A 14,934-nucleotide genomic window follows, 5' to 3' on the forward strand; every position below is an offset into this window, starting at 1 on the left:
AAATTAATCAGTTATTTTCCGCATAACCCATTCGATAGGTCCTCTAGAAAAGCTCCTTCGCCATAATACGCTAAATAAAATACTGAAAATGAAAAATGCAGTAGCAAATAATAAAACGAAAAGTAGTGTTTGATGTTCCATACGATTTAATACAATCAATGCGCCAATACCGATAAATACATGACTTACATAATGCGTTAATGTTAATTGTCCTGTTTGTATAATGGAAGTAACAAACCAATTATTTTCATATTTTTCAGCAATGTAGAGGCAAATTATTAATATAGCAATAGCAGATCCTGTAGCGGATGCGACGTATAATATATTGGGTAAAATGGGTCCTGTGTTAAACAAAAATGTAGAGGCTGCTTCACCAATGTATGGGATAAAAAGGTGTGTTAACCCTTTTGATAATAGCTCTATAATTACGGTTACTGTTAAACCCAGTAAGAACAACCAATGTCTAATTTTCCTATTATGAAGATCTAACCTGCCAATTATCATACCGATTAAGAAGAAAGAAAACCATGGGAAAATAGGGTGATAGCCATTAAAAAATAAGTTGCGAAGAAAACCTGCTAAGGTCCAAAAGTCTATATAGTTTATAAATGGGATTGTGCCTCCCCATCCTTCGAAGGCGTTGAAAGTAAGTTGGAGATATTGTGCAGCAAGTAAAATAATGATAGAAAGCCATATTAGTATAGTTCTTCGTACAGTAATTAGTAATGCAGCGATGAAAAGGTAAACGCCGTAGTAGTGTAAAATATCACCCGTCCATTCCATTACATACAATAATAATCCTAAAATAAATAAGAATAGTGATCGTTTCCAAATCAATATTCGGCTGGTATTGATTTTTATTTTCTCTTGGCTAGCAACAGATGATTTAGTCATTAAAGTTATGCCAATCCCAGCAAGTATAACAAACAAGGCAGAAGCTCTACCTTCAAAAAGCGTCATAAAGGTTTTTAACAGAGGAGGCCCATTTCCTTCCGCCCCTGTTATCACCATGAAATTAACTAGTAACATTCCAAACATTGCCCACGCTCTAGCAAAATCTAAGCCGAAAATTCGTTTTTTAGTTTTCATACGAATCACTTCTTTCGAATATGCTGTGGACAGCTTCAATCCATATTTGTTTATAATTCATATTTACATCAAACATCATGAAGTTTCCAATATTATCAAGTACTAATGCCAACATATGAGCTTTTGAAACTAGATTTTTATTTTGAATGAGTTGAAGTTCATTTGCTTTTGTTAGGAGTGATTCAAATCCGTTTAAATATTCTGTTTGTACAGTTAGTAATCGATCTTTGTACATATCGTTTCTTGAAGATAGTAATACATATTCTTGTAATACACGATTAAAATAAGGATCTTTCTGTTGTTCGTTTATCATTTTAAAGCCAATTTCAACACATTTCTCAATGAAATTCTCTTTCGTAAACTCTTCTGTATGAAAGAATGAGGAGAACTGCATCGCTGCACATAATTCATTAAAAATACTTTCAATTAATGCATCTTTAGATTTAAAGTAATAATAAATAGATGGCTTGGCAATACCAACTTCTTCAGCAATCATTGTATAGGTCGTTTTGGCAATGCCGTGACCGGCAAATAGTCGATAACTTGCTTCGACTATGGAAGAGAGTGTTTCTTCACTTTTGCTCATGATAAGTCCTCCTAATAAAAAAAGTTACATAAATCGTATCATTCATTAATATTATTTTCAACCTATCGTTAGGTAAAAAATAACTTATTTTTTTACACATTACTTTAAAAAGCATAATGTAAAGAAATTTACAAAAGAAATATATTTCTACAGTATTTTTCTCGTTTTACACATAAATATTGAGAAAATTTCACTTACCCAAAATGTAAAGGTAATAGAATTGTTTGTATAGAATTACTCGTAGATTCAATTTATCTCGTTACTTGTGGACAGTAATAGCTTTATAGGAATGGGGTAAAGGATTCAATTTATTAGGGGGAGTGGTTTTATGTTAAACAAAAAAATGGTGGCAATGGCAATGACTGTGCCATTAGTAATGGGGACGATTTCTACGGTTTCGGCATTGGAAAAACAACAGCAAGTAAAGCTAGAAGCTTATTCACCACAGAAAAAAGCAATTGAATATTTAAAAGGACATGCTACGGAATATGGATTGAAGGCAGACCTTTCAGACTTGCAATATATTTCTACAACAGAAACATCAGTAGCTTCATATGTTAGGTTCCAACAAGTGGTCAATGGTGCGCCTGTATTTTCAAAACAAATTACAGTTACTCTTAACGGAGAGGGAAAAGGCTTACTTGCGGTTTCTGATTATCAGCCTGTTACAGGTGTGAAGGAAGTTACGAAAAAAATTAGTGAAAAAGATGCAGAACAAAAATCGATGGCGTATGTTGGAGGAGAAAGTGAGCAAAACTTATGGGCTCCTACAGAAAAAGAATTCGGATATATTGTTGAAGAGGGAGTCGCTATTCCTGTATATAAAGTGGTAGTCCATTCTAATAATCCATTCGGTGCATGGGAAACATTCATTGATGCGGAAAATGGAAAGTTAATAAAAAAAGTTGATATAAACCGAAAAGCAGAAGGAACAGGAAAAGTATTTTTACCTAACCCTGTCGTATCTAGTGGAAGTTTAGCAGGGTTAAAAGATAATAATGATGCAGATTCAACAGCATTAACGAATCAATTGAAAACTGTTACGTTAAAAGGTTTAGATGGTACAGGATTTTTAATTGGTGAGTATGTTACGATTTCTTCAAAAGCGAAGACGAAATCTACAAACTTACAATTTAACTATACACGTGCAAATGATAGTTTTGAAGATGTTATGTCATATTATCATATTGATACATTGCAGCGTTACATTCAAGGATTAGGCTTTCAAAATATTAATAAACGTTCGATTAAAGTGAATGTAAATGGTACAACTGACGATAATTCATTCTATTCTCCATCAACGAAAGCTTTAACTTTCGGTACTGGCGGAGTAGATGATGCAGAAGATGCTGGCATTATTGCGCATGAATATGGTCATTCTATTCAAGATAATCAAGTGCCAGGCTTCGGAAGTTCACCAGAAGGTGGAGCGATGGGAGAAGGATTTGGAGATTTCTTAGGTGCTACTTATGAAGATGCAGTTTCGACAACAGGATACGGGAAAGCATGCATTGGAGAATGGGATGCGGCTGCTTATTCTAGTTCAGATCCGACGTGCTTACGCCGATTAGATACGAATAAAGTATACCCGAAAGATATAACGAATGAAGTGCATAATGATGGGGAAATTTGGGCTCAAGGTCAATACGAAATGGCGCAATCTTTTGGACGTGATGTAGCAACAAAAATTATTTTACAATCACATTGGTCATTAACGCCAAATGCGAAATTCCGTGATGGAGCGAAAGCAATTAAGCAAGCGGATGCTCTTTTATACGGCGGACAACACGCGACTGAAATTGATCGCATTTGGGCAGCGAGAGGGATTAGTACGAATTAATATAAAAAGTCGTGGCTTTTATAAGCCACGACTTTTTTATTTGCTTAAGAACTGGTACTAGAAAATTTATTGGTAGCGGTAATAATGTACATATACCGATAAGTTCACTTTACTGCTTCTTTAAAAACAAAATGCTCTTTAAATTTTCTAGATTCAACTTTTTGACCGTTTCTCATGGAGCGGAAAGGATGTTCTTGCCACGTAATGATCACGTCAACCTTATCCGCTTTTGTAGAAACTGGAAAATTAGCGTGTTCAAATCCAGTTTTACCGCCCGCTAGACGACTTTCTTTTAGGGAAAAGAGCTCATATTTTGTTTTCGTATTTGGTTCATTCCGAAAAACTTCAACTTGTACATTATACACTTCACTTTTCCCAAGATTTTTTACAGAGAAATGATATGTTTGAAATACACCTTTTTTTGGTTGTAACAATTTTTCACTCGTTCTTTTTACTTCATCAATATTTACTTGCCATTGATCAGAATTTTGAGAGATTGGTAAAGATTTTGGTGAATAGGCATATGCTTCATTAACTACAACTAAGCATAATAATAGGAGAAAGAAACTAATTGTTTTTTTCATATGTACACCTCCGATAAAACTTTAATAATAATATGCGTGGGAAATGTGTAACTTATGTAATAAAATGAAAAAAACAAGTTCGATTGAAAGAATTTGAGAAGGATAAAACATTTCTAAGCTGTCAAATGATAATTATATAGAGTTCAATGTTCATGTTACATATCTTTAGAAGGGGCCTGTTTAGTGAGAAATCGCAATATTTTTCTAAAAGGGCTTGCGTTTTATAAAATAAAAAGATAGAATACTCTGTAAATACAAAAAGTGATGATTAGGAAAAGTACATGATGCAAGGGTCTACAGAGAGCAATCGATTGCTGGGAAGATTGCGATACCGCATGATGGAAAGACACCTGTGAGTGTTGCTTTGAACGTGATAATTAGTAAAAGCAAACGGTACCTACCGTTATCAGGGCTAAGATGGTCATTATGACAATTTGGGTGGTACCGCGGAAAAATCCGTCCCTATTTATAGGGGCGGATTTTTGTATTCTTTGAAAGGAGGTGAGTGACCGTGGATGATGACGATGACAACAATAATGTAAATAAAAATAAAACTATTGGAGGGAAATGTAATGGATCAAATAATGAAGCGTTCACTCACACGAGAATGTACGGAACATGGCGGGAAGGTTGTATTACTACAAGGATGGGTAAAAAAGATTCGTCATCTAGGGAATGTTAGTTTTTTATTATTAAGGGACCGAACGGGAGTTATTCAATGTGTATTAGAAAACGAGTTAGCCGGATACAAAGTTGATGTTGAAAGTGTGGTCCAAATAATTGGAGAAATAGTAGAGACACCGAAAACAGAATTAGGTGTTGAAGTACTTGCGCGTGAAGTGAAAGTATTAAATGGTGCAGAGCCACTTCCATTTGAGATAAATAAAAAGAAGCTACAAGTTGGCTTAGATCAACTGTTGAATGAGCGGGTATTATCATTAAGGCATGAGCGAATCGCGGCGGTTTTTAAAGTGAAATCTACACTCGTTCAAAGTTTTAGTGAATGCCTAATAGAGAACGATTTCACACGTATATTTACTCCGAAAATTGTCTCGCAAGGGGCAGAAGGAGGAGCGAATGTTTTTAAGCTTCCATATTTCCAAAAAGAAGCGTATTTAGCTCAATCACCACAGTTTTATAAACAAATGATGGTAGCGGGAGGACTCGAACGTGTTTTTGAAATTGCTCCTGTGTACCGGGCTGAACATCATAACTCGTCACGACATTTAAATGAATATATATCGTTAGACGTAGAACTTGGATTTATTCATGATTTTCATGAAGTGATGCAATTAGAAACGGATGTTTTACGATATATGTTTCAACAAGTAGCAAAAAACTGTGAAAAAGAATTACAACTACTACAAATAGAAGTACCTGTCATTACAGAAATTCCCAAAATTACATTGGCCGAAGCGCAAGAAATTTTGAAAATGAAGTATCGGAAAGAATCTCCTGAAGGGGATTTAGATACAGAAGGTGAAAAGTTACTAGGTAAATATGTGAAAGAAACATATAATAGTGAATTTGTATTCATTACACATTATCCGAAAGAAGCGCGACCGATGTATACGATACCGAATAAAGAAAATCCAACTATTACTGATTCATTCGATTTATTATATAAAGGATTAGAAATTACATCAGGTGCACAGCGAATTCATAACTATGACATGTTACTTGCTTCTTTTAAAGAAAAAGGATTACATCCAGAGAAATTTCAATCTTATTTAAATACATTCCGATACGGTTGTCCACCACATGGTGGTTTTGGGATAGGATTAGAAAGGGTTGTATATAAACTTTTAGAGTTAACAAATGTCCGAGAGGCGAGTGCTTTTCCGAGAGATTGTACACGTCTTATACCATAAAAAAGCATCTTCGCGATTATCGCGAAGATGCTTTTTTACTGTTCTTTCATTTTTACATTGAAAGTTTATAAAAATCCTTTTCGACAAAAAAATAATATATCCCTTGACAGTTATAAATATAACCGATATACTTCATATTAATTTCAAAAGAAAATATATTCTAAATATTAAAATGTGTTGAATAGGAGTAGTAAGGTCATGTATTTGTGCAGAGAGCTATGGGTTGGTGCGACATAGTCAAATGACATCCTGAACTCGCCTAGGAGCAGTAAGGTGGAACGGAATCACATTCTTAGTAAATCTTAACGGTTAACCTTCGATATTAGGTTTGTAATCAAACGATTACTACTAAGGTGGATTCATAATGGAATCAATAAGGGTGGTACCGCGTTAAGTAAATGGCTTAGCGTCTCTTTATATAGAGACGTTGGGCCATTTTTTTATTTTATAGAAAAAGAAATGGAGGTTTTATTCAGATTGATCAATAATATTTATTTATTAATATAAAATGATTTTAACAGGAGGAAAATAGGATGAAACAGACGGAGCAATGGACTTCGAAATTAGGTTTTATAATGGCAGCAGCAGGATCAGCAATTGGACTTGGCGCAATATGGAAATTTCCTTATATCGCTGGGAAGAGCGGGGGAGGAGCATTCTTTTTAATTTTTATATTATTTACTGTATTAATTGGATTACCGCTACTTATAGCTGAATTTATGATTGGACGCAGTACACAGAAACAAGCAGTTGGAGCATTTAAAAGTATCGCACCAAATACAGGATGGCACTGGATTGGACGTCTTGGCGTTGGAACTTGTTTTATATTACTTTCATTTTATAGCGTTGTAGGTGGATGGGTTTTAATATATTTTTTCAGGGGAGTAACAGGACAGCTTATTACTCCGGGACAAAATTACGGTTCGTTATTTACTGAAACAATTGGAAATCCGCTTTGGGCTATTACTGGACATTTCGCTTTTATGTTCATTACGATATGGGTTGTATCAAAAGGTGTACAAAATGGAATTGAAAAAGCAAGTAAATATATGCTACCAGCATTGTTCGTTTTATTTGTCGCTCTTATTATTCGTTCATTAACACTGGATAATGCGATGCAAGGCGTGAAGTTTTTCTTACAACCAGATTTCTCGAAGATTACTTCAGAAAGTATTTTATTCGCAATGGGCCAATCATTCTTTGCGATTAGTATAGGGATTTCGATTATGGTTACGTATAGCTCGTATTTAAATAAAAAAGAAAGTTTACCAAAATCAGCAGTTACGATTGTCGGATTGAATTTATTCGTTTCTTTATTTGCAGGTCTTGCTATATTTCCAGCAGTATTTTCATTAGGAATGGAGCCGACAGAGGGGCCGGGCTTACTATTTATTGTATTGCCATCTGTATTTAGCCAAATTCCATTCGGAGGATTGTTCTTAACTGTATTTCTTGCGCTATTTACATTTGCCACATTAACATCGGCATTTTCTCTACTAGAGACGGTTGTTTCAGCATTAGCAAATGGTGAACAAGAAAGAAGAGCTAAACTTTCATGGATCATCGGGTTCTGCATTTTTCTAGTAGGTATACCATCGGCCTTATCATTTGGAGTATGGAGTGATATTACGATTTTTGGGAAGAATATTTTTGATGCAGTAGACTTCTTATCTAGTAATATATTAATGCCGCTTGGAGCGCTATTCATTAGTATTTTCGTATCATTCAAGATGGAAAAGAAAGTGCTAGAAGCTGAATTTTTTGTAGGTGGAAATTACGGAAAGAAAGTATTTACTTGCTGGGCATTTTTACTTCGGTTTGTAGCACCACTTGCAATAATTATTGTCTTTTTAAATGTAATAGGGATTATTTAATATTAAATGTTATAATATTCGGTAAAAAAGAAGGTGATGATCATAAAAACGAATTTGATTGAAGTTGGGAAATATATGAACATTAGAGGGAAAAAGCTATACGTTGAAACACATGGAAGTCCTAAAAATAAACCAGTATTATTTTTACACGGTGGTCCAGGTGAAAGCTGTTATGATTTTTCATTTCATCAAGCGGAACGATTAAAAGATTCCTTATATGTAATTATGATAGATCAAAGAGGAGTTTGTCGATCAGAAGGAATTACTGAGGAAGAATCTTTTGGATTAAATGATTTAGTTGAAGACTGTGAGGAAATAAGAAAACTACTACAAATTGAGAAATGGTCTGTAATCGGGCACTCTTTCGGTGGATATGTAGCATTGTTATATGCAAGGGCGTATCCAAATTCAATAGAGAAAATAATATTTGAAGGTCCGACTTTCGATTTTGCATTAACAAGTAGGGCTCTATTACAAAGGACAGGAACGTTATTAACAAAGTATGGAAAAGAAGCGGCAGCAGAAGACTGCTTTGCTTATTCATCTAATAATGCTAGTTCAGAAGAGTTGTTAGAAGCTTATATAAGATTAAGTGCTGAATTAGAAGAAAAAAGAATGGAGATTTACAATTATAAAAAAGATGAGACAGACGATAGTTTATATAGTGATGAAGAGTGGGAAGTATTTTCAAATCGCTCCAAAATTCATTTTGATAGATTAAAATTAGAGGGAGCATGTCATACGTCATTATTATCTAAAATAAAAGATATACAAAATCCAATGTTATTAATTGTAGGAAAATACGATGTAGTAACGTGTGAAAAACAAATTGAAATATTTAATAGTGATGCTTCAAATGGGAAGTATATTGTATTCGGAGAAAGTGGTCATTCACCGCATTATGAAGAAGCAGAGAGATTCGCAGAAACAATCATTCATTTTTTGAAATAAAAAAGAAAGGTGCTTCTAATAATGAGAAGCACCCTTTTTAAATTTCGGGATAAGTGATTGTAATGTTAGGCCATTTGCTTTGCCATTTCTTTTGATTAACTCTTTTGTTGTACATATGTATTCGTTCTTTCGTTTCCAGAAAATGAGGTGTAGGTTTCACTTGTAATGAAAGTACATCTTCAATTCCACATGGAGCTGTTAATATGACATTGTTTTGCTCGTCAAGCGTAACTCCTAAAGCGGTTGCTGTTTCAGGAAATTTAGAAATAGCATCAACAGAAGAAGAGTATGGTGGCATTCCATTCACTACATGCATGCGAGTTTGATTTTTTACTGACCAAGGGATAGAGGCATCCATATTCGCCAGCTTCTGTTTTAATGATTGTTCGTACGCCTCATCTTTATGTAATGGATCATAATAAATGACATCGACATCTGGCGTAGCCGTTCTTACTTCGTAGTTATGTAAAGTATCCCAAATTTTAGAACGGACAAACCCAGCGCAAATCCACCAATCAGGTAGCTCTAGTGATTTTGCCAATTGTAATACATTCATCATCCATTCGTCGTTTTCTATTAAGTGAATTAAATCTTGCTCTGTTTTTATATTCATTGATAAATACACCTTCCTAGTAGATTAATGCATCAGCTCAATAATCCATAAAATCCAGTGAGCACCTGGTACAAATAAAAGTTGTGCTAATAAGGTGCCGAGAAGTCTAGAAATCATTAGCCAACCATACATTTTACTCATAGATTCAGCGCCATTTTCTGATTGTAAAGCACGTTCTGTCAAAAGTGCTATACGTGGATCGAGTAACACTGTTAATAAAATTGTAGCAAAACCATTCACAAGGCCAGAAGCTGTACTTGCATTTGTTGCGTAATCTGGATTTAGAAAAGAAGCATAAAGGGCAGAAAGAACACCTGCTGTATAAATTGCAGTAGCAAACATGTTAATAAGCATAATACGCTTTGGGATACCACCGATACGCAATCTATGAATCATTTCAAATCTTGGAAAGCGCACATATTTTTTTGTGTACTTTAATTTTTGAATGTTATTTGTTTTCATCATTCGAATGAAAGAACCATCTGTTTCAAAGTTTTGAATGACATATCCAAATAGTTTTGTCAAAGTTGGATAAAGAATAATCGCAAGTAATGTACCGATGGAAGCAGATAATAGTACAAGTCGTATAGTATGCTCTAAATTAATAGAAGCATCTCGTTTTGCGTCATCGACAATCCCACCAATTAAAAAGGCTTGTAGTAAATTTGACGTTCTTGAAATAAGTAATACCATTCCTACGACAGATAAGGCAACGACAATCTTTTTTAAACGAACACCAGCTAATCGAATACTATAAGAACTAGTTTCGACTGCGTGGATGACAATTGTGAAAGCCATTATAAAAATTAATGTAATTGACATTTGTTTCACCAGTTTCTATTGAATTAATTGTAACTTTTTTACTTTATCATATCTATCCGTATTTTGTAACTGAAACTATGTAACATAGAAAAAGTAATTTTTCGAAAAATAAATAATGATAGTATAGTAGAGGTAGAGTAGTAAAAAACCTTCAGTATTACATGTAAAGTAGGATGAGTGGGGGATTAAATATGTATACAACATTTTTATTTGATTTAGATGGAACAGTAACGGATCCTAAAAAGGGGATTGTAAATTCAGTTTTGTACGCGTTAGAAAAGGTTGGAATTGAAGAATTACATGTAAGTGAGTTAGATTCATTTATTGGTCCTCCTATTCAGCAATCATTCATAGAGAGATATAATATGAATGAAGGAGAAGTTGAACGAGCTGTTTTTTATTTCAGGGAGTATTTAAAGCAACGTGGGTTGTTGGAGAATAGTGTATACGAGGGTATTCCAAATCTCCTAAAACAATTAAAAGATACCGGAAATCGTTTATTTATAGCTACTTCAAAGCCTACTATTTTTGCTAGACAAGTAATAGAGCATTTTCAACTAACGAATTATTTTGAAGATATCATTGGAAGTAATTTAAATGGAACGAGAATAAAAAAAGAAGAAATAATTGCTCATATTTTACAACAAAATGAAGGACTTAATAAAGAGGAAGTTGTCATGATTGGAGATAGAAAGCACGATATAATAGGTGCAAATCATAATGGAATTGCTTCAATTGGTGTTTTATATGGCTATGGTAGTGAAAATGAGTTGATTGAAGTTAGTGCGACTCATATAGCGAAGGATATAGAAGAACTACACCATTTTTGTATAGAAAATGGTTTAATAAAAAAATAAAAATAGAGACTAACAATCCCTTTATAACGTATGACGATGAAATCGTTTTTGTTTAAAGGGATTTTTCATATGTAATCGAATATGTATAATTAGACATTTTAGTATGAAAAATTTGTATGAATTAGAGGAGGGATGTCAGAAATGAAAGATTAGTAGAAGTTTATCAACAAAAGATTGAATTTTCAGTTTAAAGGAGGGGTATAATTGGAGCTAGTTATTATATTATTAGCACTTAGCTTACTTATGTTTGTAGCGTATAGAGGGTTTTCTGTTATTTTATTTGCACCGATTTTTGCATTATTTGCGGTATTTTTGACAGAACCTAGTTTTGTATTACCTTTCTTTTCTAATATTTTTATGGAGAAAATGGTAGGGTTTATTAAACTATATTTCCCGGTGTTTTTACTTGGAGCAATTTTTGGGAAAGTAGTAGAAATGTCAGGAATTGCTGATTCTATTGCAAAGACGATTGTAGAGTTGGTTGGAGAAAAACGTACGATTTTAGCGATTGTTTTAATGGGTGCTATTTTAACGTATAGTGGTGTTAGTGTATATGTAGTGGTATTTGCTATATTTCCGTTTGCAGCTAAGCTTTTTCGACAAGCTAATATTCCAAAGCGCTTAATACCTGGAACGATTGTCCTTGGAGCAGTAACATTTACAATGGATGCGCTTCCTGGATCACCACAAATTCAAAATGTAATACCTACAACATTTTTTAAAACGGACATTTATGCTGCACCGATACTTGGTATTGTAGGGGCAATTTTTGTTCTCACGTTAGGTTTATTATATTTAGAGAGTAGGCGTAAGAAGGCAAAAGCAGCAGGTGAAGGGTATTTTGGTTTTAACGATGGGAATACTGAAATGGCAGCATCTTTGGAATTAGAGCAGAAAGAAATACCGCTGTTAAATAGTTTAGAAATTACGAGGGCACAACAACTTATTGCTTTTATACCACTTATTTTAGTAGGTGTAATGAATAAAGTGTTTACTATTATGATACCGAAGTGGTATCCGAACGGTTTTGACTTTTCAGCAATTGGTATGAAAGCATTTGGAAAAGTAGAATTGAGTGCGGTAGTTGGAATATGGTCTGTAGAATTGGCACTTATAATAGGAATTTTAACAACTCTTTTATTATATTGGAAACGGGTAGTAACAGGATTTCAAGCTGGATTGAATACAAGTATTGGTGGTGCGCTACTTGCAACAATGAATACAGGAGCAGAATTTGGTTTTGGAGGTGTCATTGCAGCACTTCCAGGCTTTGCAATTATGAGAGACGGCATTTCTGCAACGTTCACAAATCCTTTAGTGAATGGAGCGGTAACGACGAATATTTTAGCCGGTATTACAGGTTCTGCATCAGGAGGAATGGGGATTGTTTTAAGTGCGATGGGTGATAAATTTATTGCAGCAGCCAATCAATTTGATATTCCATTAGAAGTTATGCACCGTATCGTATCAATGGCATCAGGAGGAATGGATACATTACCACATAACGGGGCTATTATTACTATTCTTACAGTAACAGGTTTAACACATAAACAGTCATATAAAGATATATTTGCTATTACAGTTTTGAAAACGCTTGCTGTGTTTTTAGTTATCGCATTCTATACTATTACAGGAATTTATTAAAAATAGATACTATATGAATTGTAAAGATTTATTTAGTTGATATTTTATAAACTAAAACATTAATAAGGGGAAGAAGGGGTGGAGTACTTGCAAGAAGTTGCTGAGTTTCGTATGCCGAAGTCTGTACTATATGGAAGAAATTCGATTGAAAAGCTGGGGGAACAATCAAAGAAGTTTGGGAAAAGAGCTTTTATAGTTACTGATACAATTATGGAGAAATTAGGGTATGTTGAAAGGTGCATAAAACAGCTAAATAAGAAAGGTATTACTGTTATTACATATAACAAAGTGAATGCTGAGCCTACAAATTTACACGTATTAGAAGCGTTAACGATTTGTAAAGAAGGAAAGTGTGATTTTATTATCGGTATTGGTGGTGGAAGTTGTATTGATGCTGCGAAAGCAGTAGCGGTGTTACATACTAATGGTGGAGCAATTGAATATTACGTCCAAAAAGATGTTGAAATAGAAAATGATCCACTACCACTCATTGCAATTCCAACAACTTCAGGTACTGGGTCAGAAGTAACAAGTGTAGCAGTAATTACGAATAAAAAAACAGATGTAAAAATGATGATGAAGCATCCGAGTTTTACCCCGCAAGTAGCGATTATTGACCCGATATTAACAAGTTCGGTACCACCTCATATTACGGCAGCGACAGGTATAGATGCATTATGCCATGCAATTGAAGCATATATTTCTAAATTTTCACAACCACTTACAGATGTACTTGCTCTTTCGGCTATTGAAAGTATTATGAAATATTTACGTATTGCATATGAAGATGGAGATAATATGGAAGCAAGGGAGGCAATGATGATCGCTTCATTACAAGCTGGAATTGCATTCTCAAATGCATCAGTTACGTTAGTCCATGGTATGTCAAGACCAGTAGGTGCACTATTTCATGTACCACATGGTATATCGAACGCCATACTATTACCTACAGTTTTAGAGTTCACAAAAACAAGTGCAGTGAAAAGGTTAGCTGAGATTGGACGCAATTTAAACAAAGACCTCTACTCATATTCTGAGGAAGAAGTAGCGAATTACACGCTTGCTGAAATAAAGAAACTTTGTTTCGATCTTCGCATTCCAAATTTAAAAGAATATGGAATTGATGAAATTGAGTTTGAAAATGCTATTTCAAAAATGGCCTCGGATGCAATTGAAAGTGGTAGCCCAGGAAATAATCCACGAGTTCCTTCTTATAATGAAATTAAACAGTTGTATCGACAATGTTTTAATTATCAATATGAAGATTCTATAAAAACATTAGGGAATTAATTTCAGAATATTCGCATAAAATTTCCTTGGAAATAGTTTAAACAAGACTTTATATTCTAAACTTAAAGTCTTGTTTTATTGTGTATAATATACATAATAAAACATTGTTATTAGTTTAGAAAAAAGCTTAGGTAGGTGTGTAATATGAAAACGATAGGGCTTATAGGTGGTATGAGTTGGGAATCGACTTCGGAATATTATCGAATTTTAAATGAAGAGATAAAAAGTAGATTAGGAGGATTACACTCAGCAAAATGTTTGATTAATAGTGTGGATTTTGAAGAGATAGAACGATTCCAGTCTAACGGGGATTGGGATGGAGCAGGGGAAGTATTAGGGAATGCGGCGTATTCATTGCAGAAGGGAGGAGCAGATTTTATAATCATTTGCACAAATACAATGCATAAAGTAGTGGAGAAAATAAAAGAGAATATTAACATCCCCGTATTGCATATTGCTGATACTACTGCAAAAGAAATTAAAAGAAAAGGTATTCAAACGATTGGTCTACTTGGAACAAAATATACAATGGAGCAAGATTTCTATAAGTCACGTATAGAAGAGAATAATATAAAAGTAATAGTGCCAGTAGAAAAAAATAGAGAAAAAATAAATGAAATAATTTATACAGAATTATGTTTAGGAAAAATAACATCGCAATCTAGAGAATATTATAAAAGAGTCATAGAAGAGCTAGTGCAAAAAGGAGCACAGGGCATAATTTTAGGTTGTACAGAAATAGGATTATTAATAAAGCAGGAAGACGTATTAGTTCCGATATTTGATACAACTTTTATACATGCAATGGAAGCAGTAAATGTGGCTTTAGAAAATAGATTATAATTATATTATGTAAACTTAGTTCATGTATCTGGAAAACATTCAGAAAATATTTTATAATGTAAGTGGTTAC

At 33.9% G+C, this 14,934-nt stretch carries 13 protein-coding genes and 2 other annotated features; of the genes, 8 read left to right on the top strand and 5 right to left on the bottom strand.

Features of this window, described 5'->3' with window-relative positions; translation table 11 throughout:
* Positions 1 to 3: 3 nt before the first annotated feature.
* Positions 4 to 1,089, bottom strand: a complete 1,086-nt coding sequence (locus tag MHH59_RS10760) for a DUF418 domain-containing protein (RefSeq protein ID WP_340851194.1) — start codon at positions 1,087 to 1,089, stop codon at positions 4 to 6.
* Positions 1,079 to 1,675 (bottom strand): TetR/AcrR family transcriptional regulator, encoded by a 597-nt coding sequence (locus MHH59_RS10765; protein ID WP_002127173.1) that lies wholly within the window; start codon positions 1,673 to 1,675, stop codon positions 1,079 to 1,081. The genes MHH59_RS10760 and MHH59_RS10765 overlap by 11 nt, the downstream gene beginning before the upstream one ends.
* Positions 1,676 to 2,003: 328 nt before the next feature.
* On the opposite strand from MHH59_RS10765, the gene MHH59_RS10770 reads away from it, so the two are divergent.
* Entirely contained in the window at positions 2,004 to 3,515 is a 1,512-nt protein-coding gene (locus tag MHH59_RS10770; RefSeq protein WP_002127175.1) for a M36 family metallopeptidase, read from the top strand.
* Between the two features lie 104 nt (positions 3,516 to 3,619).
* On the opposite strand, the gene MHH59_RS10775 is transcribed toward MHH59_RS10770, so the two are convergent.
* Positions 3,620 to 4,099: a hypothetical protein gene (locus MHH59_RS10775; RefSeq protein WP_002065155.1), complete on the bottom strand. Its 480-nt coding sequence runs from the start codon at positions 4,097 to 4,099 to the stop codon at positions 3,620 to 3,622.
* A 255-nt stretch (positions 4,100 to 4,354) separates the two neighbouring features.
* Positions 4,355 to 4,566 (top strand) — a binding site (T-box leader).
* A 105-nt stretch (positions 4,567 to 4,671) separates the two neighbouring features.
* Between MHH59_RS10775 and aspS the strand changes: the two genes are divergently transcribed.
* The 3 genes from aspS (at position 4,672) to MHH59_RS10790 (ending at position 8,795) form a co-directional block, all read left to right on the top strand.
* Entirely contained in the window at positions 4,672 to 5,970 is a 1,299-nt protein-coding gene (aspS, locus tag MHH59_RS10780) for an aspartate--tRNA(Asn) ligase (protein ID WP_201051998.1), read from the top strand.
* 168 nt (positions 5,971 to 6,138) lie between these two features.
* Positions 6,139 to 6,387 (top strand) — a binding site (T-box leader).
* Between the two features lie 116 nt (positions 6,388 to 6,503).
* A complete protein-coding gene (locus tag MHH59_RS10785; protein WP_002165897.1) occupies positions 6,504 to 7,844 on the top strand; it encodes a sodium-dependent transporter in 1,341 nt (446 codons plus the stop codon).
* Positions 7,845 to 7,880: 36 nt separating this feature from the next.
* A complete protein-coding gene (locus tag MHH59_RS10790) occupies positions 7,881 to 8,795 on the top strand; it encodes an alpha/beta fold hydrolase (RefSeq protein WP_078213934.1) in 915 nt (304 codons plus the stop codon).
* Positions 8,796 to 8,832: 37 nt separating this feature from the next.
* Here the strand turns inward: MHH59_RS10790 and MHH59_RS10795 are convergent, their stop codons facing one another.
* Together MHH59_RS10795 and MHH59_RS10800 are read right to left on the bottom strand one after the other, a co-directional pair.
* A complete protein-coding gene (locus MHH59_RS10795; protein WP_002012589.1) occupies positions 8,833 to 9,408 on the bottom strand; it encodes a nucleotidyltransferase family protein in 576 nt (191 codons plus the stop codon).
* Between the two features lie 24 nt (positions 9,409 to 9,432).
* The gene (locus tag MHH59_RS10800; RefSeq protein ID WP_002141610.1) at positions 9,433 to 10,230 is read right to left on the bottom strand and encodes a lipid II flippase family protein; all 798 of its coding nucleotides are present in this window, start codon (positions 10,228 to 10,230) and stop codon (positions 9,433 to 9,435) included.
* Between the two features lie 191 nt (positions 10,231 to 10,421).
* Between MHH59_RS10800 and MHH59_RS10805 the strand changes: the two genes are divergently transcribed.
* The 4 genes from MHH59_RS10805 to MHH59_RS10820 all read left to right on the top strand — a co-directional run bounded on the left by MHH59_RS10805 (position 10,422) and on the right by MHH59_RS10820 (position 14,864).
* Positions 10,422 to 11,087, top strand: coding sequence for an HAD family hydrolase (locus MHH59_RS10805; protein ID WP_078213936.1), 666 nt, complete (start codon positions 10,422 to 10,424; stop codon positions 11,085 to 11,087).
* A 204-nt stretch (positions 11,088 to 11,291) separates the two neighbouring features.
* A complete protein-coding gene (locus tag MHH59_RS10810; protein ID WP_002065163.1) occupies positions 11,292 to 12,731 on the top strand; it encodes a GntP family permease in 1,440 nt (479 codons plus the stop codon).
* Between the two features lie 87 nt (positions 12,732 to 12,818).
* Positions 12,819 to 14,021, top strand: coding sequence for an iron-containing alcohol dehydrogenase (locus tag MHH59_RS10815; RefSeq protein ID WP_002168486.1), 1,203 nt, complete (start codon positions 12,819 to 12,821; stop codon positions 14,019 to 14,021).
* Positions 14,022 to 14,165: 144 nt separating this feature from the next.
* On the top strand, positions 14,166 to 14,864 hold the full coding sequence (locus MHH59_RS10820; protein WP_002127187.1) for an aspartate/glutamate racemase family protein: 699 nt from the start codon (positions 14,166 to 14,168) through the stop codon (positions 14,862 to 14,864).
* Positions 14,865 to 14,934 lie beyond the last annotated feature (70 nt).

Origin of the sequence: Bacillus sp. FSL E2-0195 (genome assembly GCF_038003645.1) — a bacterium.
GTDB lineage: Bacteria > Bacillota > Bacilli > Bacillales > Bacillaceae_G > Bacillus_A > Bacillus_A mycoides.